General features: G+C 46.2%; 20 protein-coding genes and 1 pseudogene. 4 read left to right on the forward strand and 17 right to left on the reverse strand.

Annotation, left to right across the window (positions count from 1 at the left end; all coding sequences use genetic code 11):
• Window positions 1–149: 149 nt before the first annotated feature.
• The 12 genes and pseudogenes from VGB26_00980 to VGB26_01035 form a co-directional block, all read right to left on the reverse strand.
• Window positions 150–686 carry a GNAT family N-acetyltransferase gene (locus VGB26_00980; GenBank protein ID HEX9756354.1) on the reverse strand — a complete coding sequence of 179 codons (537 nt, stop codon included), beginning with the start codon at window positions 684–686 and terminating at the stop codon, window positions 150–152.
• A gap of 58 nt (window positions 687–744) precedes the next feature.
• Window positions 745–1248: a DUF899 family protein gene (locus VGB26_00985; GenBank protein ID HEX9756355.1), complete on the reverse strand. Its 504-nt coding sequence runs from the start codon at window positions 1246–1248 to the stop codon at window positions 745–747.
• Between the two features lie 19 nt (window positions 1249–1267).
• Window positions 1268–1729 carry an SRPBCC domain-containing protein gene (locus VGB26_00990; protein ID HEX9756356.1) on the reverse strand — a complete coding sequence of 154 codons (462 nt, stop codon included), beginning with the start codon at window positions 1727–1729 and terminating at the stop codon, window positions 1268–1270.
• Entirely contained in the window at window positions 1726–2070 is a 345-nt protein-coding gene (locus VGB26_00995) for a metalloregulator ArsR/SmtB family transcription factor (GenBank protein ID HEX9756357.1), read from the reverse strand. Before VGB26_00995 ends, VGB26_00990 begins: the two co-directional genes overlap by 4 nt.
• 166 nt (window positions 2071–2236) lie before the next feature.
• Complete coding sequence (locus VGB26_01000) at window positions 2237–2791, reverse strand: pyridoxamine 5'-phosphate oxidase family protein (GenBank protein ID HEX9756358.1); 555 nt, start codon at window positions 2789–2791, stop codon at window positions 2237–2239.
• 66 nt (window positions 2792–2857) lie between these two features.
• Window positions 2858–3109: a hypothetical protein gene (locus VGB26_01005; protein HEX9756359.1), complete on the reverse strand. Its 252-nt coding sequence runs from the start codon at window positions 3107–3109 to the stop codon at window positions 2858–2860.
• Window positions 3110–3142: 33 nt separating this feature from the next.
• A complete protein-coding gene (locus tag VGB26_01010; GenBank protein HEX9756360.1) occupies window positions 3143–5053 on the reverse strand; it encodes a CocE/NonD family hydrolase in 1911 nt (636 codons plus the stop codon).
• A gap of 149 nt (window positions 5054–5202) precedes the next feature.
• On the reverse strand, window positions 5203–5388 hold the full coding sequence (locus VGB26_01015) for a hypothetical protein (GenBank protein HEX9756361.1): 186 nt from the start codon (window positions 5386–5388) through the stop codon (window positions 5203–5205).
• A 46-nt stretch (window positions 5389–5434) separates the two neighbouring features.
• Window positions 5435–5791: a nuclear transport factor 2 family protein gene (locus VGB26_01020; protein ID HEX9756362.1), complete on the reverse strand. Its 357-nt coding sequence runs from the start codon at window positions 5789–5791 to the stop codon at window positions 5435–5437.
• Between the two features lie 18 nt (window positions 5792–5809).
• Window positions 5810–6600 (reverse strand): annotated as a pseudogene (locus VGB26_01025) (PhzF family phenazine biosynthesis protein).
• A gap of 90 nt (window positions 6601–6690) precedes the next feature.
• On the reverse strand, window positions 6691–8082 hold the full coding sequence (locus VGB26_01030; protein HEX9756363.1) for a sigma-54 dependent transcriptional regulator: 1392 nt from the start codon (window positions 8080–8082) through the stop codon (window positions 6691–6693).
• A complete protein-coding gene (locus VGB26_01035) occupies window positions 8075–9616 on the reverse strand; it encodes a PAS domain S-box protein (protein ID HEX9756364.1) in 1542 nt (513 codons plus the stop codon). Before VGB26_01035 ends, VGB26_01030 begins: the two co-directional genes overlap by 8 nt.
• A gap of 358 nt (window positions 9617–9974) precedes the next feature.
• On the opposite strand from VGB26_01035, the gene VGB26_01040 reads away from it, so the two are divergent.
• On the forward strand, window positions 9975–10529 hold the full coding sequence (locus tag VGB26_01040; GenBank protein ID HEX9756365.1) for a hypothetical protein: 555 nt from the start codon (window positions 9975–9977) through the stop codon (window positions 10527–10529).
• Between the two features lie 18 nt (window positions 10530–10547).
• Here VGB26_01040 and VGB26_01045 read toward each other — a convergent pair whose 3' ends face one another.
• The 4 genes from VGB26_01045 to VGB26_01060 form a co-directional block, all read right to left on the reverse strand.
• Complete coding sequence (locus VGB26_01045) at window positions 10548–11093, reverse strand: YIP1 family protein (GenBank protein ID HEX9756366.1); 546 nt, start codon at window positions 11091–11093, stop codon at window positions 10548–10550.
• 15 nt (window positions 11094–11108) lie between these two features.
• Window positions 11109–11684: a LemA family protein gene (locus VGB26_01050; protein HEX9756367.1), complete on the reverse strand. Its 576-nt coding sequence runs from the start codon at window positions 11682–11684 to the stop codon at window positions 11109–11111.
• A gap of 16 nt (window positions 11685–11700) precedes the next feature.
• Window positions 11701–12456, reverse strand: a complete 756-nt coding sequence (locus VGB26_01055) for a TPM domain-containing protein (GenBank protein HEX9756368.1) — start codon at window positions 12454–12456, stop codon at window positions 11701–11703.
• Between the two features lie 67 nt (window positions 12457–12523).
• Window positions 12524–13261, reverse strand: coding sequence for a hypothetical protein (locus VGB26_01060; protein HEX9756369.1), 738 nt, complete (start codon window positions 13259–13261; stop codon window positions 12524–12526).
• A gap of 258 nt (window positions 13262–13519) precedes the next feature.
• Here VGB26_01060 and VGB26_01065 point away from each other — a divergent pair, with 258 nt between their 5' ends.
• Both VGB26_01065 and VGB26_01070 read left to right on the forward strand, forming a co-directional pair.
• Entirely contained in the window at window positions 13520–13876 is a 357-nt protein-coding gene (locus tag VGB26_01065; GenBank protein ID HEX9756370.1) for a hypothetical protein, read from the forward strand.
• Between the two features lie 337 nt (window positions 13877–14213).
• Window positions 14214–15089, forward strand: coding sequence for a TerB family tellurite resistance protein (locus VGB26_01070; protein ID HEX9756371.1), 876 nt, complete (start codon window positions 14214–14216; stop codon window positions 15087–15089).
• A 41-nt stretch (window positions 15090–15130) separates the two neighbouring features.
• On the opposite strand, the gene VGB26_01075 is transcribed toward VGB26_01070, so the two are convergent.
• Entirely contained in the window at window positions 15131–16048 is a 918-nt protein-coding gene (locus VGB26_01075; protein HEX9756372.1) for a mechanosensitive ion channel family protein, read from the reverse strand.
• Window positions 16049–16587: 539 nt separating this feature from the next.
• Here VGB26_01075 and VGB26_01080 point away from each other — a divergent pair.
• The gene (locus tag VGB26_01080; protein ID HEX9756373.1) at window positions 16588–21492 is read left to right on the forward strand and encodes a multicopper oxidase domain-containing protein; all 4905 of its coding nucleotides are present in this window, start codon (window positions 16588–16590) and stop codon (window positions 21490–21492) included.
• Window positions 21493–21567: the final 75 nt, after the last annotated feature.

Genomic DNA, 21567 nt, shown 5'->3' on the forward strand with positions numbered 1-21567 from the left:
TCCCCGATAGAGGCATTCGAGGACAGGTTTCGCGGGAATGACGGGAAGGGCCTGGATTTCCGCTTTCCCCTGCCTGCAAGTGCCCGCCGGACAGGCGGGTAATGACAAAATTTACCCACTCACTTCCACGATGAGCCAAAAAATTATTGTTAATGTTGGTTGATCGGTTGAGACGGCCGGAATTCCTCATGGTCCAATGAATAATACATAACCATCCGATTATAGACCCTCTTATTTCCTTGATATTGAAATCCGATTTTTTCCAATACCTTGTTTGAAGGAGAATTTTCTTCCATGGTAACCGCTACAATGCGGCTTAAGCCCCTGTTTGTAAACCCGAAATCTAAAACCGCAGCTACTGCTTCTGTAGCGTATCCCTTTCCCCAAAAGGATTTTGCAATAATAAAAGCAATTTCAACTTCCTTCGATTCCGGTTTCCCCTCTAGTTTCTGGAGTCCGCACTGGCCAACAAATTTTCCGGATTCTTTTTCGAACAAGGCAAAACACCCATAACCCAGACGAGTCCATTCGTTTTGGAACCATTGAATCACTTGGGCAACAATATCGCGGCTTAGAGGGGGCAAAATGTACTTCATGACCTCGGGATCCGCATTTAATTCCGCTATACTGTCCAAGTCCATATCTTTTATTGGCCGGAGCTTTAAACGCCTCGTCTCAATAACCATTCTGTTCTTATCCCAATGAATATTATTTATGTGATCAATCCGTTCGCCTATTTTTAAGTCATGATTTTCCCCAAGCCAAATCCTTTATTTCAACATCAGGAACCATCCATAACACCTCCAGAACGGAGGGGGCCCGGTCATCTTTTGGAACGTTTGTCTGTTCAAGTCTGAAAATTTTCCCATCCCTTCCTTTTTGAAATATGGAAACCCCCGGCATCGCATCACCCTCTTCATCTTCAAACCCAAGATCCTTAATGAAAGTACCCCCTCGGGCAGAATAAAGCTTAGCCAACCAACCCCTCTCTTTGACATAGGCTTTCTGTGTTTGAGGGTCATCCGGCCCGACAATGCAAAAACCAGCAGTTTTTTCCAAGGCTTTCAACATTCCGTTGAATTCATCGCCCCAAAGAGCACTGTTGGGACAACTTTTTCCCATATTGTGAAGGACAATCAGATAATCCTTATCCCCAAATAAACTTGATAGCCTGACCTGATTACCCTCATTGTCCATAAGAACATAATCTTCAATCACCTTTGGTTTTTCCTTCGTTTCTGTCCCCATGAATTTTTCCTTTTTTTCATCAAATCACTTTTTCCAGCTTGTCAAAACTTCCCGTCCACCCAAATTCATGTCCTTGACGTGACTTTTCGCTAGGCAAGAACTCATGTGTTAACGTTAATTCAGTGGAACCGCCAAGGTCCTTAAAATCTAAGCTAACCAAGGTTTCACAATCTTCATCCTCACTTCCCTTACATGACTGTCCCTCCAATATCCATGAATAGACAAGCCGTTCAGGAAACTTAATCTCCCGAAATGCACCCTGATGGGATACTATCTTCCCATCGGGAAGTTTCATTTCAAACCGGTATTTTCCCCCAATTTTAAGGTCAACTTCGGCTAACACCGTTTGAACCTCTTCAGGCCCAAACCATTCCTTTAACATTTCTGGATCGGTCCAAGCCTTGAATACCTTTTCCCTGGAAGCGGAGAAGGTTCGTTTCAGTTGAAGTATGGTTTCCGCTCTGGTGTTTTTAGTGGTCATGTTTTTTCCTCCTTATTGATGGGTTCCAAATATTTTTCCAAGGATTCAAATCTTTCTTCCCAAAATTTTCTGTAACGATTAATCCAATGGGAAGCTTCTTTGAGGCGCCGGGGAACGATGTGAAAACGGTGAATTCGCCCATCCCTCTCACGGGCAATGAGCCCTGCGTTTTCTAGCACTCGTAGATGTTTTGAAATGGCCGGAAGGGAAACCTGGAAAGGCCGGGCCAGCTCGGAGGCGGATACTTTCCCATGGGTGAGTTTCAAAAGAATTCCTCGTCGAATGGGGTCCCCCAAAGCCGAAAAAGTGAGGTCAAGTGTGCAGGAATAATATTTAACCATATGGTTAAATATAATGGCTAGGGATATTTATGTCAACCAAAAAATATCAACACTTTCATCTGAAAGGTCATTTGAGGCGGAGGGAAAACCCATTAACTACCTGAAAAGGTTCTAATAAACCAAATAGTCCGGGGGGGGGTATTTTTTTTTATCCAGGGATGGCATCTCACTCTTTAGGGGGATCAATCCCTGGCAAGTCATCAATACTGCATTCATTATTTTCCTTACGGTAGGCCTCAAGGGCAACAGGTCCTTTCGAGGAAGCCCATTTTTCCAAAGATTCCCTTTCTCCCCGGAAGTCAAAAAAAGGAACACCATACCCGCAGGAATCGGATATTCGGCTAACCCTCAACCGGATGATTGCCCGCATCCCTGGATCCTCCGAAAAGAGATTCGCCAGGGTCTGAAATTCTGGATGGCCGGGGAGAATTGCTTCTCCCTGCCCGTGCAAACGAACAATTTTTGGAGGCCCTTTAAAAGCGCAAAACATGATGACCATCCGTTTATTTTCCTTTATATGGGCAATGGTCTCTACACCGCTTCCTGTAAAATCCTGATAAACAACGCTGAGGGAATCAATAATCCTAAAAGAATCCCCTCCTTTTGGGGAACAATTAATATGACCATCGGGGGTTAAAGGAGCCGTTGCAACAAAAAAAACATGTTGGTTCCGAATCCATCTCCCTAATTCACTGCTAATATTTTTGTAAACTTTACCCATGCTTAAAAACATTCTTTATTTAAAAAGTAAATCCCGCAAAATTCCTTACCTCTCCCCCGAGTAACTTTACAAACTTTTCATTTTTTCATCCAAAATTCTATAGAACCGGGGTTTATGGATCATATCAAACACATCGCCTTTATCCGGAAATAGGGCGAGGACCTTTTTTCGGGTTTCCTGAATTAATTTTCTTGCATCATCATAACTCAGATTTTCATCCTTTAGTTTTTCTGCGGTGTTATCCACCATATCCCGCATGAATTTCATTTTTTGGTCTTCATTCATCCTGCTAAAATCCTTGGGTTCCTGTTTAGCCATATTTTTCTTATTGTTTATTTAGAAACCCTTTTATTAATGGTCAAAAATGTCTGCCCTTTTCCCACGGGGCATGACCGGTAATTCAATCCGCGAGGAATAGGGTTGATCCCGATACACCCGCCAGGTGGGCGGGGGAACGGATGGAACTATGAAATGATCCTTATCCGCTCCTGCAATGGCAATACGAATGGAATGTCCTTTTTTAAACAGGTAGGAGGTGGGAAGAAGCCCAAATCGAAGTTCAGCGATTTCCCCATCCAAAAATGGCAGTGCATCTTTGCGTTTCGCACTATGATAGGGAACAAGATCTAAATAGGGTTGGGGTTCTTCATCGCTGACTTTTCGATGAAGTGCACGAAGCATCCCTTCCGTAACATAGCGAACCCTTCCTGTTTCATCCACATCCTCAAGATAGACAAAGAAGTTTCCATCACTGGCAGTTGAACGGATAAAAAGAGTGACGATAGGATGGCCGGTGACCTCAAGATCCTTTTCCAATTGGGGGCTATTATAAACCAAAAGTTTCTGATCTCTCCCGTCACGATCCGGATAAGAAACCGGACCATTGGTAATCAAGGTATTCCATCGGGAATGATCTCCCGTCCCTGCAGAATAATCCACCCTGTATTCATCCCAATGGCCCACCCCATGAGGGGCGGTGCCGCTTAAAGACTGGTTAATAGACAAAAAGAGAATGTGGGTTGTTACTCCCTTGGGGGGCCAGGAATCGGCGGTTTTCCAACGCTCCTCTCCCATGGTGTAATAATGAACCGGTTTCTCATTTTGAATTCCGGTATCTTCCCCTTTCACAAAATGATCAAAAAACCTGAGCAACTCCCCATGATGATCAAATCCAGACTTCCCTTCCGAATAAGGGCTGCAATTGTAAAAACCTCCATGCATCCACGGCCCAATGACCATCCTGCTCCCAGAGGTACGGACATTGATAAAACGTTTAATGGCGGAATGCGCATAAGCCCCATCGCACCAGCCACTATAACTATAAACAGGAATCCCTGAAGATCGAAAGCTTTGAATATGTCCATGAGGGGAAAAAGTTTCTATTGGCAGTCCAGGGTCCGTCGGCCAAGGATCATCCCGAAAGGTAATTTTCTTGGCTAGCTCATGGGGATTGTAATTATAAATATGAGAGGGAACCGCCTTCCTTAGGATTTCTCCGTTTCCATCCTCATCCACGGGACGTACCCCTTTCGCAAAGAGTTTAAACCGCCACCCTTTGTTGACCTCACCCATTTCATTACGGTCCAAGGCGTCGTTAAATTTTGCCCAGGTTTTGGTAAACCATTCCAGGTGAACTCCCCCGGGAAAGGCAATATCCAAACCGGAATCAAAAAGGGAAAATTGGGGGACCACTGCCTTGAGGGCGGGGTGTTGATTAATCATAAGCATTTCGGCCGCTGTCCCCGCATACGATCTTCCTGTTGCGCCTACTTTTCCATCGGACCAGGGTTGACGAATGATCCAACTAATTATTTCATCCCCATCCTTCACTTCATCGGGAGACCACGGTCCTTTTCGGGTCCCAAAGGAAGCTCCCGTTCCCCGAACATCCAGATCCAACCAAGCGTAACCATTGGCAAGAAAACGTCGTGTTAAGGAATGAATTTGGCGTTTGTGATATGGCCAGCGAACTTCCCAAGAACGGAAGTAGCGTGTTTGCCGAAAAATGGTTGGAAACTTTTGATCATCTTTGCGTTGTTTTGGAAGGTATAAATCCACAGCAATTTTAACCCCATCCCTCATGGTAAAGTAAAAAGAGGAAACCTCAATTTCCTTTTCCGAAAGCACCCTATCACTTTTTTTATAGGAGCTCCAAGAAAAATCCTCAGACCGAATTTTTTCTTGACCCGGAAGGTGAGAACAGGAAAATACGGCAACAAAAAGGCAAAAAAGAAAAGAAGGAATCAAAAATTTATTAATCATAGAAAACCCTGAGAAATTCGTTCCCTCCCCTAAATTCTTTCAACCCTTTTTATCCGTTATGCCTTTAATCGGAGGACTCTTTTATACTCCCCCGAACCTCAAGAGCCAACTTCACTGTGGTAATATAACACCTAATGGAACATTTTTTTTCAGAAATCTTTGGGAAAAAACTTATCAACCGTACCGGATAAATCTTTAAAAAGAAAGCCATCTCCTTTTTGAGGAAAAGCCCTCAGAATGGCTCCCCGAACCGGATCATATTTCCACTGATCGATTCGGATCGGTTTTTCCCCCGGGGTAGGAGTTTTACATAGAATTTTTTCTTCCTTTTTCATTTTTTCTTTCAGGTCATCAATAATTTTCCATAAGTGTTCCCAAAAACTATTCGCTGTAGTGGGCAATGACCCGGGTTACCTTGAAATAGGAATTGAGCTCCATTACCTCAACCGCCAACATTTTATTGACACTTCGATAAACCAGGGCAACACTATTGACCCCCTTGAGTATATAAAGCAACTCCAATTTAAGATCGGGGTATACGGCCAATCCTTTTCGAAAATAGCTCCTCAAACTACCCTTCCCTTTGATGGTTCCAGAGGGTTCTCCAATTAATTTAGAAACAAAAGGCGACGTAAACATTACATCATCTTCGTAATGACTCAATAGGGTTTCCAAATCATGGTTATTCCATGACTCAATCCATTCCCGAGCAAATTGCTCAATTCTTGGATCTTCCATCTATATTTTCCCTTTTCATTAGAACAAAAATTCACCCCGAAACATGGTCACCGTTTTTCCCCCCAGAAACACCCGGTCTCCATTTACCCGAACCTGTACCACGTCTCCCCGCCGTGAGGCCTGATAGACCATGAATTCATTTTTACCCAGTTTTCTTCTCCAACAAGGGCCTAATCAACAATGGGATGAACCCGTCACCGGACCTCCTAGGATTCCTGCTTTTGGGGCAAAAAATCGGGAAGCAAAATCAAATTTCCTGGATTGGGATCGGGAGGTGACAATAATTCCCCTTCCTTCAATTTTTGCCAATAAATAAAAATCAGGTTTTAAAGTCCTGAGCAAGTTTTCCGTTTCTACTTCAATCAAATAATCAAAACGGTTTTTCCCAAGATAGATGGGGGAAATCCCAAACGCCTGGATTAAACCCGGGTCTTGGGTGACCGGTTTTTCTGTTTCGGCGGGGAAATCCATCTCAATCCATTGGCCCTTTTTCTCGGCTGTCAGTAAACCACTTCGGGTTAAAAACCGCGCTTTGTCCCATTGCGGTAAAAACCCCTTTCCCCTAGGACATGGGCACTGGCCAAGGTAGCATGGCCACACAGATCGACCTCCATATACGGGGCAAACCAGCGTAATTGAAACCCCTCTTTCTCTTGATATAAAAAGGCCGTTTCAGAAGGGGTCATTTCCTGGGCAACCTGTTGCAACCATTCTTTATCCACCGCTCCCTCCAAAACACAAACCGCAGCAGGGTTCCCGGTAAAGGGGGTGTCTGTAAAAGCGTCCACCTGAATTATTGTCTGCCTCATAACATTTTCCGCTTTTTAAAAATGAAGTTCAATTTTTTTTGGGAAATAGGAACGGGAAAATAAAATCTTACTTTAATGAAAGGTAAAAATTTAAGAACTATCAGGGTAAAACTGGGCAGATTTTTGTGCCTCGGTTTTTCCGAGTTTTCGATATAGTGTTTTTCGATCAATGCCCAAAATTTGAGCGGCCTTATATTTATTTCCCCCGGTATGTTTCAACACCTTGGAAATATATTCAAATTCCAATTCCTCCAAGGTCATTTGCTCCTCCAAGGCTTTTTCAAGGGTTACAAAATCATCCTGCCCCCCGGTAATGGTGGAAGGAAAGTCTTCGGGAATAATCTGCTCTCCCCTCGCCAAGATAACCGCACGCTCAATAGCATTTTCCAATTCCCTCACATTCCCCGCCCAGGGATACCGGAGTAAATAAGAAAGAGAAGGCTCACTGATCCCGGTCACCTGCTTTCCGGTTTCCTTTTGATACTTTTTCAGAAAATGGTAAGCCAAGGGGAGAATATCATTCTTGCGTTCCCGAAGCGGTGGGAGAACAAAATGGATTACGTTCAATCGGTAAAAAAGATCCGCACGAAAGTGGTGCTGTTTGACTTCCTCCGCAAGATCCGAATTAGAGGCAGCAATAATGCGAACATCCACCTTGGAAAAATGGTTGGCCCCAACCCGGCGGATTTCCCTATCCTGGAGGACACGCAATAATTTAGCCTGAAGGCTAATGGGAAGCTCACTGATTTCATCTAAAAATAAAGTCCCCCCATTGGCTTCCTCAAATAATCCCGCCTTATCTCCTTTGGCATCGGTAAAAGCCCCGCGCATATGACCAAACAGCTCGCTTTCGAGTAATTGCTCCGGAATGGCCGCGCAATTGACCGGAATAAAAGGATGACCTTTCCTGGGACTATTATAATGAAGAGCTTTGGCAACCAAATCCTTTCCTGTTCCGCTTTCCCCGGTAATTAAAATATTACTAGCAGTTCCAGCAATCCGCCGAATCAAATCAAAAATACCCTGCATGGACTTACTTTTCCCAATCAAATTTCCAAATTGATATTCCTTGCCAATCTCTTTTCTCAATCTTGCAACTTCCTGACGAAGGGCACCTTCCTGGAGGGCTTTTTGTACCCCCAACAGTAACTCGTCTACCTTGAACGGTTTTGGAATATAGTCATAAGCGCCAAGTTTCATTGCTTCAATTGCGGATTCAATCGTTCCAAAACCGGTAATGATGATCACCGAAACCCCGGGTTGCTTTCGCTTTACCTGATGCATCAACTCCAACCCTTTCATTTCAGGAAGTTCTAGATCTGTAATGACCAAATCAATCTGGTCTGAAAATCGAATTAAGGCCTGTTTACCGTCATTCGCCAATTCAACCGTATGTCCGGCTTCGGATAAAACATCAAAGAGCAGGCTACACATTTCGGGGTCATCATCCACAACCAGGATTTTCCCATTTAATTTATCCATGGACGGGTTCTCCTTGAGAGGAATCGAAGGGAAGATAAATGCAAAAAATACTACCCTCTTGGATCCGGCTGCGCACGTCGATCCAACCCCCATGATTCTTCACAATATTGAAACTCGTGGTCAAACCCAAACCGGTTCCTTTTCCCACATCTTTGGTGGTAAAAAAAGGATCAAATATTCTGTTCAGGTTTTCCTCTGGAATACCAAATCCCGTATCGGAAAATTGAATTTTCAAATAATGATCCTGTAACGGATCTTCACGATCCCGTCTGGGAATGGTCTGGCTCAGCCTAACCTTTAAGCTCCCGCCTTGGGGCATGGACTGAATTGCATTTAAAATGAGATTTAAAAAAACCTGTTGAATTTGATCGGGGTCCACCAGGGCTTCTGGAAGGGTTTCGAAAAAATCCAATGAAATGGAAATACCCTGCTTTTGGGTTTGGTGTTCCAAAAGGGAAAGGACATCCTGGAGGATCGGAACCAAACGCACGGATCGGACCTCGGGAGGTTTTTTCCTGGCAAAACTTAATAATTGGTTCACTATTTTTGTAATCCGGTCAATTTGTGTAATAATCCGAGTCAGGTTTTCTCGAATGGGGTCTTCCTGAGGTATTTTCCGTAGCATATACTCTGCCCTTCCTCCAATCACCCCCAAGGGAGTTCCGATTTCATGGGCCAATCCCGACACCAATTGCCCTACTGCTGCAAGTTTTTCTGCACGGCGAATTTGGTGTTCCAATTGAAGTTTTTCGGTAATATCTAACCCAGAACTCAAACAGGAATAAACTTCCCCCAGCTCATTTTTTAAAAGAATATTATGCCATAAAATAACCCGTTCCTCCCCGGTTTTGGTCAACACCGGGTTTTCAAAATATTCATCCGACCGGAGCCCCCCTTTCATGACTTTTTTAAAAACAGTCCGGATTTCCTCTCTCATTTTTTCAGGTATAAAATGATCAATCCAGTTTTTTCCCAGAATCTCTTTTTCCTCAAAACCCAAAACCTCACAGCCCATTTTATTAATCAATGAAACCGTTTCATCGGGCTCTAAAACCAAAAGGATAACACCTGCAACATCTAGAAATTTTTGAGCCTTATCTCTCTCCCTTTCTAACTGTGCTGTGCGTTGGATTACCCGTTCTTCCAGTTTTCGATTCAATCTCCGTATTTCATGTTCAACCTGTTTCCGATCAGTAATATCCCTAATTACACTGGTCACCAATAAACCCTTCCCTTTTTTCACCTGGCTCAGACTGATTTCAACGGGAAATTCAGACCCATCTTTTCGTCTCCCCACCAGGTCCAATCCTAATCCCATGGGTCGGGTCCCCGGTTGGGACATAAAGTTGGCACGATGCCCCACATGCTTTTCACGAAACCCGGTTGGCATTAAAATCTCCACTGACTCCCCTAAAAGCTCGTTCCGGTTGTACCCAAATAGTTTTTCGGTTTGATGATTGACCAGCACGATCCTTCCATTTTTGTCTGAAATAACAATGGAATCAGGAGCAGACTCCAAAAGCCCTAAAAACATAAGGTCCGTGGGGTTAATCTTGGGGGGTCTTCTCCCTTGTTTTGTGGAAGAAGTTCTCTTCCCTTTGGGTTTCGGTTTTGGCTTTTTTATCAATTTTCGCCCTAGGGTTTAAGAGAGTTCAAGAAGGGGGAAACCAAAAGAAATTCTCGTTGGATAAATAAAATTTTCAATTTTTCCTAGGAGTTATCGTACCATACACCTACAACCAATTCAAGAACGATCCAGAACCCGAACCCCCTCCTCAACCCTTTTTCCTAAGGACTCTCCTATGGGAACCACAAGGCCCTTTTTTTCCAATCCATTTTTTGATAACATGGCTTTTGTAGATAACTTTTAACGGAATAAAAAAAAAAGGACAATGAAAGTGATAAACTCGATTTTTCTAATGGGAATGGTGATTTACGTGGGATCTTTTATTTTCATCCCGAAGGGGGAGACGGCGCCTTTTTCTTGGGTCAAAGAGATCCAGGAAAAAACTCATGGAACAGAAAAAACCATGGAATCCGAAAACTCAAAAATCCTGGTGGAACTTTTTCTGTCCAAAGAGGTTAAAAAAGACTTGGATGAAATCAAAAAAGAATTCACCAATGTGTCCATAAAAAGAATCAGAACACAGTTTTATGCTTCGGGACACGCGCCAAAAAATATTGCCATTGGAAAAAGTGTTTCCGCTCCCGTAGCACGATTGACCATTCGACTGGCCAATACCTACAACCAAGGCATTCAGTTTCTTCTTCCCGAGCGTTTATTTTTTCCACATTATATTACCATTGGCAGTTCCGCATTTGATGAGGCCTCACAGGTTCCTATCCTGCAGGAAGATATCGAACGGCTTTCCGATCCTTCCTTGAACACGGAACAATTTCACACGTTATATCGGAGTCTTACCGGGGAAGACAAACGGCCCCAATAAGGAAAGCCCTTGTCAATTTTAGAGGTTTTGCGGGGAAAGAAGAAATACGGGGACCAGGATTAAAAACTGGACAATCCAACCGATGACGCAAACACCCATCGCACGCCACGTAGATTCATAATCAAGAGCCTGCCGGACCGCAATAACCAGCGCAATCAAATTCCAAACGGCAGCAACGATAAATACCAAGTGGGTCAACCCAGGAAGAATCCCCAAAACCCGGATAAGCCCCGGAGCAGTTGAAAAACCAATGGTTCTAAGGAGCTCCCCAAAATTTGCCTTGGTTTGAGGTTCCGGCAAGATTCGGGTTCCAACCCAATAGGTCAAACCTGCCATGATTAACCAACCTAAAACCGAAAAAAATAAAGCTTCTAATAAATTCCCATACCCTCCGATTTGCCCAATGGTGCCGATACCGGCTGCCAAACTGGATAGGACGACTACTGCCAAAGCCTGGGGCGTGGCGGATTTATCAGCCTCCACCTCTTCGTAAAGTTTTACATCAAGCTTTGCCGCCCGAAGCGTGCGATCAAAAAACGGCTGGTACTCGGAAAGGAAAGACATATACCTAACTCCTTTTTAAAACTTGACCTTGGGAACATCTCGGGCCCCTTCTTCAATTTCGAAATACTCCGCAGGTCCCACACCTGCTAAACTGGCATAAAAACGTCCCAGTAATTTTCGGGTAAAGGTGTTTAATTCCCTCACTCCGTCATTATACCGTTTTCGCTCCACGGCCAACCGGTTTTCGCTTCCTTCCAGTTGATCCTGAAGTTTTAGGAAAGACTCATTTGATTTTAATTGGGGGTAGGTTTCCCTTAAAAAAAGTAAACGGGAAAGGGCGCTTTCAACTTGACCAGCGGCTTTGGCTTTTTCCCCAATGGTACCGGATTGGAAATAAGCCTTTCGGGCCTCCGCCACCCCTAAAAATATTTTTTCCTCCTGCCCTGCCACCCCTTTCACGGTTTCAATTAAATTGGGGATTAGGTCAAACCTTCTCTGCAGCTGGTTTTCCACTTGTGCCCATCGACTTTTTACATCCTCATCCAGGATAATGGCTTGATTATATCCGGAATAGATACATCCTCCCGCTAAAAAGAGACTTCCCAGAACCACCCCCAAAATAACTAATGCGATTCGCCCTGCTTTCATCATAACCCCTCTTCAATCGTTACCATCGTGCTCCCCCTCCACCCCCACCAAATCCGCCACCCCCACCAAAAGAACCACCGCCAAACCCTCCCCCAAATCCCCCACCGATACCTGTTCCCCATGAAGATCGACGCCCTCCCAGGATAGCCCCCAACACACCGCCCAGCAGGACCCCCTCCAACATACTTCCTCCTCCCCAGGTTTGATGATAGCGGCGCCTTCTGGAGAATGAAGACAGCAGGTAAAAGAAAAAAATAAGTGGGATTAACCCGCTCCCAAGAAAAGAAAGGGGAAGCCCTCCGTCTCGGTTTTCCCCTTGAAAGCGGTAATCCGGAATCCCCGTCAGTTGAACCTTTTCCGAATCGGCAATCTGGTTGGCTACGGCAACGCCCATGTGGTAGAGACCTTGCGAAAATTGCCCTTTTGAGAAAAAATGATTAGCTGTTTCCCGTGAAAGTGACCCTGCCCATGAATCTGGAATCATCCCCTCTAGGCCATATCCGGTTTGAATCCGAACTTGCCTTTCGTTCAAAGCCAATGCAATTAAAACTCCGTTATCTTTTCCTTTTTGACCCAAATTCCACAATTCGGCATGCCGCTGGACAAACCCGGAAAAATCTTCCCCTTCTATGGTTTGAACGGTTAGAACTTTTACCTGGGCACCTGTTTTCTGTTCCAACTCTTTGAACCACCCCTCCAAACGGGGTTGAACCGCAGGGTCTAAAATATGAGCTGAATCAATCACAAAAACCCCCGTATCCTGAATGGTGACCATACCCCACGAAGGAGTTGAAAAAGAGAGGGTGCAAATTAATAAAAAAACAACCCGAAAAGGGGTTAACTTACCAGAGATCAATAAATTTACCTACGGTTTCAATATCGCGATAGAGGTTCTGAAATTCATTCCATCCATGACGATCCTCGGTGAGGAGGGAATTTTTGACCCCCGTAAGAGGTTTTTCCAAAATTTTTTCAATGTGTAAGACCACTTCCTGTGCCGACAGCGATTCTTTTTTCCCTTGTAACCAAAGAATTCCCCGAAGGGTTCGAACCAGTCGGTCGGCTAAATTCATTTCGAGCTGTTCGATCAATTTTTCCCGCCCGGATGATGCCAAAAGGCCTTGGCGCATGCCTATTAAAATGGTTTTCAGCTCCCTTTCCGCTTGAAGCCGAACATGATTGTCATTAAAAGAAAGGTCTTTAAAGTAATTTTCTCCCCAAAGGATCAAATGACATTGTTGTATCTCAATTAATTCCAACGGAAAGGCATCTAAGGAATCCTTAATATATTGGGGCGTCATAATAAGGGGAGCAGAAATCCGTTCTTTTCCGAGTTTAATTCCATTTTGAGAAAGGCTTCGGAGCATTTCAAGTTGTATGGTCTCTAAAATTAAAACATTGGTTACAGTTTGTCGTGTTTTATCAAAATTCCCCGAAACCACTGCTCCGAATAAGGTCAATGAAAGGGCATTATCTCCCCCTAAACCTTTAACCAGTTTTGCATATTGGAAAAGGGGTTTTTCCATAGTTTCGGGAACTTTTCTCAAATCCTTCGTTTCCAAAAGGTCCCTATCTTTCAAAACCCACCCTTCCCTTAAAGCAAAGACTTTTAAACTGGATTATATCGGAGCTTGAAATTTTAAAACCAAAAGGCTTTTGCTGATACGATAATTTTTTTTATGTTTGATTCCTGATTTTTAGGGGGGTAATTAGATTTAATCTAAGGGAATGCAGAATGATTGTCAAGGGTACTGCCTGGGAAAACCCAAGGAAAACATGGTCAATTCCATTTCTTAAACTCTTGACAGTTAAACAGACCTGTTTTATGTTGTCTAAAAATGTGGGATATTTTTAAAAAAAGGCAGGAAGGAGACCTCAGGAGAGCGGCAACCGCGTACCGTTTCTACCTAAAATCGATTCATCAAACGGAAAACAATGACATTGCCGGAGATGAAAAAGAAACTCGTAACTGGAAAGGGGGTTTTAGCAAAGCATTTAACCAACTCTTCAGGGACTGGCCCACCCCCAATCAATCCAAACGTTTTGAAAAGTTGATGTATCGTTGGGTAAAAAAAGGTGCCGATGCTGAAAGGGCTTTTGTATTGGCCTTTAATGAATTCCTTGGCCAAAAGAAATTGACCGACCCGGAAATCGGTGAGGTTTTAAATCAAGGACGGAAAGACTTTAGGGAATAGCGGGAAAATCGATCTTCTTCTTAAAAAATGTCCCATTTCAACTCTTCCGGTTTTCCAATCAAAACTCTTTCGCGATAAAAACACCGGTCCCTTTAACGCCCAATGACTTATTCTCTGTCAAGATCCCTTCCGCAATGATTCCTCCCTTGCCATAGTGGTTTAGAGTACAAACCAAACCGATCTTTCCTCTGTTGGCTTCATTTGACAACCCATCTAATAAATTTTAATATTGAAAAATTAAAAAACTCGGAAAAACATTTTTTCTCTATATCACTAGAAGGAGATCTTCCTGAAAGAAAAAGCAAAACAGATCGCCCTGGTTCGTGTACTCATTGCGATGGCCTGGGCGGATGGGGAAATTAGTCTGGAAGAGCAAAATTTCCTCAAAGATTTTATGTTCAAATTCGATTTTACAGGGGAGGAATGGGCCCAAATTGAAATGTATATGGAAGATCCTGTTCGTCCGGAAGAGAGGGAGGCCCTTATTCAAGATTTTTTAAAAAAAATAAATAGTTCAGGGGAACGCAGGGCTTTTCTGTCTTCTCTGGAAGGTTTAATTCAGGCCGATGGGATAACCACTTCAGAAGAAGAGGAATTTTTAAAAGAATTTAAACAAATACTCCAGGACACTCCTTCAGTAAAGGGGTTATTCAATCAATTTCAAGGCCTTTTTAAAAAAACCGTATTTAAACCCGTTCCCGGTTCCAAGAGGAGCGAGGAGTTACATGAATTTATCAATAACCGTATCCTTTTTAAAGTTCGCCGCAAACTGGAGAGGGAAAACCTTTCATTGGAGACCCACCCGGAGGATCTGGCCTTCGCTTCCCTTTTCGGGGGTTTAATGGCTTATGTGGCATCGGTTCATGAAAACCTGAATTCCCGGGAATTGGCTAAAATTCAAACCCATCTTAAAAATTTGGGAACATTCGGCGATGAAGCCATTGAACTGATCCTTTCCGTGATTCAAGAAACCCATTCAAAACTATTGGACAGTTTTCGCCTGGTCCGGGAGTTTTATGAAATGAGTTCCCCTCAACAAAGACGTCAACTCATCGATTGTCTCTTTGATATCGCCGGATCCGATAAGGACCTCAAACATGAAGAAGTCGAAGAGGTCCGAAACATTGCTTATGCTTTAAAACTCACTCATAAAGAATTTATCGAATCCAAAGTGGCCTACCTCCAAAAAGGAAAGCCATTAAACAAAACCTAATCCCCCTTTCAATTCCAATCGCTTACACCCCCGCCGTCTTTTCAAGATGGGGCACTTTGTCTGACCAACAGTTCCATTGGTTTTGTGGCCTCTCCAATGTAAATCGACCGGTGGGGAAATGGAATTTCAATGCCCTGGGCATCAAATGCTTTTTTGAGTCTCCGGCGGTACTCCCGTCCGACTGCCCACTGCTGGATCGGTTGAGTTTTAATCCGTGCCTTGATCGTCACTTCGGATTCACCAAATTTATCCACCCCAAATACCTCCAGCGGACCCAGAATGTTCGGGCCAAAATTGGGATCTTGTCTCAAATCTTCATCCACCTCCCGCATGACTTCCACCACCCGGTCCGTATCCTCTTTATAGGCCACCCCCACATCGATCACGTAGGCCGACCACCCCTTGGTCATATTGGAGAGGGTGGATACGCTCCCGTTGGGAAACACATGCACCACACCGGCCAAATCCCTTAACACGATGGTTCGAAACGTAATCGTCTCCACCAATCCCCCCGTGCCATTAATCACCGCAACATCTCCGACTCTGACCTGGTCTTCCAAAATCATAAAAAAGCCGCTGATCACATCTCTTACCAAGTTTTGAGCGCCGAATCCCAATGCCAGGCCCGCAATTCCGGCTCCCGCGATAACCGGTGCGACGTTGACCCCCACCTGGTCCAGCGAAATGATGATCACCACCGTCCAAACGGCGAACCGTCCGATGGTCGACAGAATCCCCACCAAGGTGTCGACCCTTTTCCTCGTACTACCCGGGACCGATTCCGTCGGTTCTTTCGCTTTGATCAGGAGGACTTCTAGACGGTGGAGAGAAAACCGGATCACGCGAAGGATAATCAGCCCCCCCGCAATCACCAAAAAAATCCTCAGCCCGTTCTGGGCGAATGAAAAACTGGTATCTAATAGAAGCGTTTTGAACCTTTCCAACGATCCCTCAAACATACGGCCCCTCCTTCTGATAAAAATTGACTTTTCTTTCGACGTCGATTTGTGATTCAGAATTAGAGATAGATTCTAAAATGGAGAGCGAAAATCCTATCACCCCCCGCGCCACCAGGCAAGTTCAAATAAAAGCGACAACAAGGGCCTTTCCCTTACCATTAAAGGGGAAAAATTTTCCTTCCTCAAGGTCATGGCCCTCCAACTGGAGGATCAAATAAATCCCATGGGTCATGAGACTCGTGCAATTGACCTGGGTAACTCCAACTTTCTAGTCCAGGCCTGGGCGTAATGGGAGCCGACAAAATCAAAAAACTTGACAAGAGGAATTTCCTTGTGCTAGGAAGTTAATTTTAATTTTTAAGAGAAAGAGAACGGAAAATACTCCTGACGAAACAATTCAGTATACCGAGGAAAAGCAATACATTTCAATACATTAAGATTTTAAATGCAAAATCTGTATCAAAACAACTCGCACAAGCAGTTCAAATCCTTAAAACGAATCAACACCTTTGAACAAATCTAAGGAAGGGGAGAGTCAGATGATGAAGACCGTGGTAATAAGAAGCTTTTCATTCATTTCAGTGTTGGCCTTTATGCTGGTCTTAGCGACACAGGGCGCAGCGATCAGCGGTGAAGGGGCCGGCCATGAGCATTCCAATACTTCTTCTGCGACCGCTTCGCAGGATACCTCAGCCTGGGAAAAGCAGTTAAAGGCCCAGCTTGAGCGGGAAGAAGCCGCCGAAGGACGGACAGGTCAGCGAGAACGGGTGAATGCGGCAATGCAGAAATTGATGGACGAGATCGCGAAGGGTTCAGGCGGTCACGCTGCACATACCGGTCAGGGCGCCTTTAGCGACATGAGCATGATGCAGCAGATGGATCGAAGTTTCTTTCTTGGGCCGACGGGGGTTGCTGAAAGCGTGAGCGCCAGAGGTCAGTGCCCGAAGAACGCCCCTGTGCGCGAATTTGACATTTCGGCAATCAATGTTGAGACCACGATCAATCAATGGCTCGACTTTTATCCGGGATATATGTATGTCCTGACCGAAAACGTTGAAAAGGTCCGTCAAGAGGAAAAGCGGAACAGAGATGCCCGTGAAAAATCAGGTTATGATCCTGGGGCGGTATCCACCGGACTTCAGACCGACATGATCCAGCCGCTCAATGTCCGTGCCAACCAAAGTGATTGTGTCAGAATCACCCTGAGAAACAAATTGGACTACGAGGAAGTCAGCCTGCATATCCATGGCTCCAGCATGATTGTAAAGTCCACGGGAGAAGCGGCGACCATTGCCAATCCGGATTCCATTGTCAAGGAAGATGAGACTCAGGTTTTCGAATGGTATGTCCGGCCAGGTGAACAGGAAGGGGCCCACGTATTCCACAGCCATGTGGGACGAGAGCAATCCAGTCTTGGGATGATTGGAACCTTTATTGTTGAGCCCATGGGATCTCGCTACCTGGATCCGCTTACTGGCAAGGAGACCAAGAGCGGCTGGCAGGTGATGATCGAGAATCCCAATCTTGCGGACTTCAGAGAGTTTGTCATTATCTACCACGAGATCGGCGATGAATCCTTCCGGCCTCTGAACCGCCATGGTGAGATGATTCCTCAACGGGATCCGAACACCGATGCCTATCGCCCCTCAGCCCGCGCCATTAATTATCGAAGCGAACCCTTCGGGGTGAATAACCTGGCTCTTCAGGAAAAATATTTCCACCATGAAGACGAATCATTATCTTACAGTTCCTATACCTTTGGGGATGTCCCGACGACAATCCCCCGCTCCTATATGGGAGATCCTGCGAAGTTCCGTCTTGTTCACGGCGGCGGGGAGGTGTTCCATTCTCACCATCCCCACGGGGGAACGATTCGATGGCTCCGGCAGCCAAAGGCGGATGGCAAAGAAAGTTTTCTCCTGACCGCTGCAGGCAACGGTCCGGTAAAATATCCGGAGGTCCGAACCACATCGGACCGGGTGGATGTCCAGGTGATTGGTCCTTCCGAGGTTCTGGACCTCCAGACAGAATGCGGATCTGGACTCTGTCAACAATTAGCGGGTGATTTCCTGTTCCACTGCCATGTGGCGCATCATTATGTGGCCGGAATGTGGGGTTACTGGCGTGTCTATAACACCCTTCAAAATGGGAATTATCCGTTAGGAAGCACCGACATCATGCCGCCTTTGCAAGAGCTTCCTGACCGTAAGGGTCGGATGAAGCCTGCCGTAACCTCTGACAAGCTCGTGGGCAAGACCATGGATTGGTACGACAAGAAGTGGAACATCACTGCCGGCAAGTCGGACTGGTCCAAGCCCATTCCGGATGTCTCCATTAATGACTGGGTCAAGATGATGGTCCCTCCGGCTGGACAGCCTGGCCACACCTCGGATGAAAAGGGCCAGATTCTGGCTTATGACGCTACGGTGTGGGACTGGACCTGGGAAGGGAAAAAGGCGCTCGGTGAGCCGGAGGTGACCGGAACATTTGACTGGCCGAAATACAAGTCCCCCATGCCGGGAAAGCGCCCGCCGATCCTCTTTGAGGCCAAAACCGGGAAATTGTCTTGGCCCCATTTCAAACCCCATTTTGGAAAACGTGTCCCATTTGCCCGGCATCATGGACCGGCACCCTGGCTTGAACCGATCCATATGGATAAAAATAACGGGGCGTTGCCGAGCGATCCGGGGGGGAAAGGGGCTCTTGGCGAAGAGACGAACCAGCCTGCCCGACCGGGAGAGCAAGGGAGGTGGAGCCTCTGCCCTGAAAATGCAGGACGGAAGCAATATACCATTCATTTTATCCAAACTCCGATTCAGATTACGAAGGGACTTGGAAAGGAAAAGCCGGTCGTGGATCCCAATGGGTTACTTTATGTCCTCCATGAAGAGGAGGCGAAGGTCCGTGCCAACCCGGCGGGGGACCAGACGATCCCACTGGTTTACCGCGCCAGTGTTTATGACTGCGTCGATGTGATCTTAAAGAGCGAGTGGGAAGACAACGACACCACCAACTTCCAGATGTCGAAGATCAACATCCATCCGCATTTCATACAGTTCGACAACCAAGCGTCAGATGGCGTGATCACCGGCTTTTCGTACGAGCAGTCGGTCCGTCCCTTCATCCAGATGACAAAGGAGAAACACAAGGGGCTTCCAACCCCGATGAATGCGGTTCTTACTGAGGATGTCAAGGCGGGGGCTGTCTCTATTAAAATCAAGATGGCAGAGGGCGCGACCTCGTTCCATGTCGGGACAGACCTCATGATCGGTGCGGACGAGGTACAGACCTCCGAAATCCGTTGGATCAAAGATATCAAAGGGGACGTCATCACTTTCAGCGAGCCTTTAAAGTATGACCACAAGAAAGACGAGATTTCGACGGTGGAGTTTGTCCGTTATCGGATGTGGGTGGATGCCGATGTCGGGACCGTCTTCTGGCATGACCATGCCTTCGGGGCCACAACATGGCCTCATGGGGGGGTCGGAGCAATGATCGTGGAGCCGGTGGGGGCCACATACCATGATCCAAAGACCGGGGAACCGATTCGGAGCGGCCCCGTCGCGGACATCCGGTCGACCGAGCCGATCGGCTATGGGGTAAACGGAAGTTTCCGTGAACTGGTCGTGATGCCCCACGACACGGTGCCGTATACAGCCCAGGTGGTTACGGAAGGCAATCCCCCGGGACAGCCCATCCAGACCGCGATCGATGCGGGTCAGACCCTCTCGTTCCAGATGCCATATGATCTGGACAAGGTTGCCGTTCCGATGCTCAACGGGGGAACCCATACCACGGGCGGTGGTTTAAATTTCCGTGCCGAGTCTGTGGCCCGGCGTCTGAAGATCAATCCAGACGCGTCACTCATTTTCTCCAGCAAGGCTCATCAAGATCCCAGCACCCCACTGCTGCGGGCCTATCTGGGTGACACGGTCGTCTTCCGGCTCCTGCATACGTTAATGAATGAAAGTCATACCTGGCATGTGGCGGGCCATGCCTTCCGGACAGAACGTTATGCCGAGAAATCCGACCTGAGGAACGCTCACCACGTGGGAATTGCAGAACGTTATGATTTGGTCACAAAAGCCGGTGGCGTCCAGCAGATGGCAGGGGATTATCTCCATTACAACGGTCGCGCATCCCACTTGTCTGAAGGCAGTTGGGGAATTATCCGGGTTTTGGACAAGGAAGTTTCAGATCTGAAGAAGCTTCCGGGGCGTGACGAAATCCCAGCCTCGGCTAAATCTGTTTGCCCTGCGGATGCCCCGGTGAAGACTTTCAATGTCATTGCGGTAGACCTTGAATTGAATTTTAATAACAACGCCCCGGATGTCATCGAAGTGGACTTTGACCGCAAACTGTTGGTTTCCAATCCTCAGGGTAAGATCTTTATGCTAGAAGGAGAAAAATCAAGGGTGGCCACGGATGGTTATCAACCCCTTCCCCTTACACTCCATGTCAATGTCGGAGATTGCATTAAGATCAATCTCAAGAATGAGATGAAGGCCAGCCGTGCCTCTTTTAGCGCGGACATGCTGGCATTTGATCCTAAGGAATCCCATGGGGTCAATGTCGGTTTGAATCCTGGAGATCAAACGGTTCCTCCCGGAAAGGGCCGCACCTATACCTTCTATGCCCATCCAACGTTGGGTGAAACAGCAGCCCTGGTTTGGGACTGGGGGAACTTCATCAACAACGTCAGAGATGGTCTGTTCGGAGGCATTGTTGTCGGCCCGAAAGGATCAAAATATCGTGATCCATTGACGGGTGAGGATATTTCACTGAAAAGCTCTTGGATAGCGGATGTGATCGTTGATACTTCTATTCCGGAAAATATCGGTCGTTCCGATTACAGAGACGCTTCGCTCTTCTTCCAGGATGAGGATAATATCCTTGGCACATCCTTTATGCCTTACCTCCAGCAGATTGCAGGGTTGGTGGGAGTCAATTATCGGAGTGAACCTTGGCTATATCGGGAAGACAATGGATGTGAGCCAGCCACGATGTTTACTCCCTGTGTGGTTGGAGAGGCTGGTCTGGCCACACCAACCATCCTGGCACATGCAGGGGATCCGGTGCGGATACGTGTGTTTGGTGCTTTCAACGAGCAGAACCAAATCTTCAGCATCGAGGGTCATGAATGGCCCTTTAAGCCCGACATGCCCGGTGCGGATATGTTGAGTAGCCTTCAGTTTGGAGGATCGGAATACCTGGATGTCTATTTGAAGGAAGGGGCCGGTGGACCATTTGCCATCCCGGGTACCTATATCTGGCAGAACCATCGTATGCCTTATGCCCAGGCCGGGCAATGGGGATATCTACAGGTTCTCCCACTGGGAGACCGGCGGATTCTTCCACTCAACAGCAGCGGGCTGGGAGGGAAGGTCGCTGAGGGGCCACAGGAAGAAAATGCCGTGGTTCCTGTCTCTTTAAACCAGAAATAGTTTTTTTTGTGAAAGAGCTTGAGAAATCAGGCAGGGTTGTAAAAAGAGTATATCCCTGACCTGATTTCTCTTTTT

Source organism: Nitrospiria bacterium (assembly GCA_036397255.1).
In the GTDB taxonomy this organism is placed as follows: Bacteria; Nitrospirota; Nitrospiria; order DASWJH01; family DASWJH01; genus DASWJH01.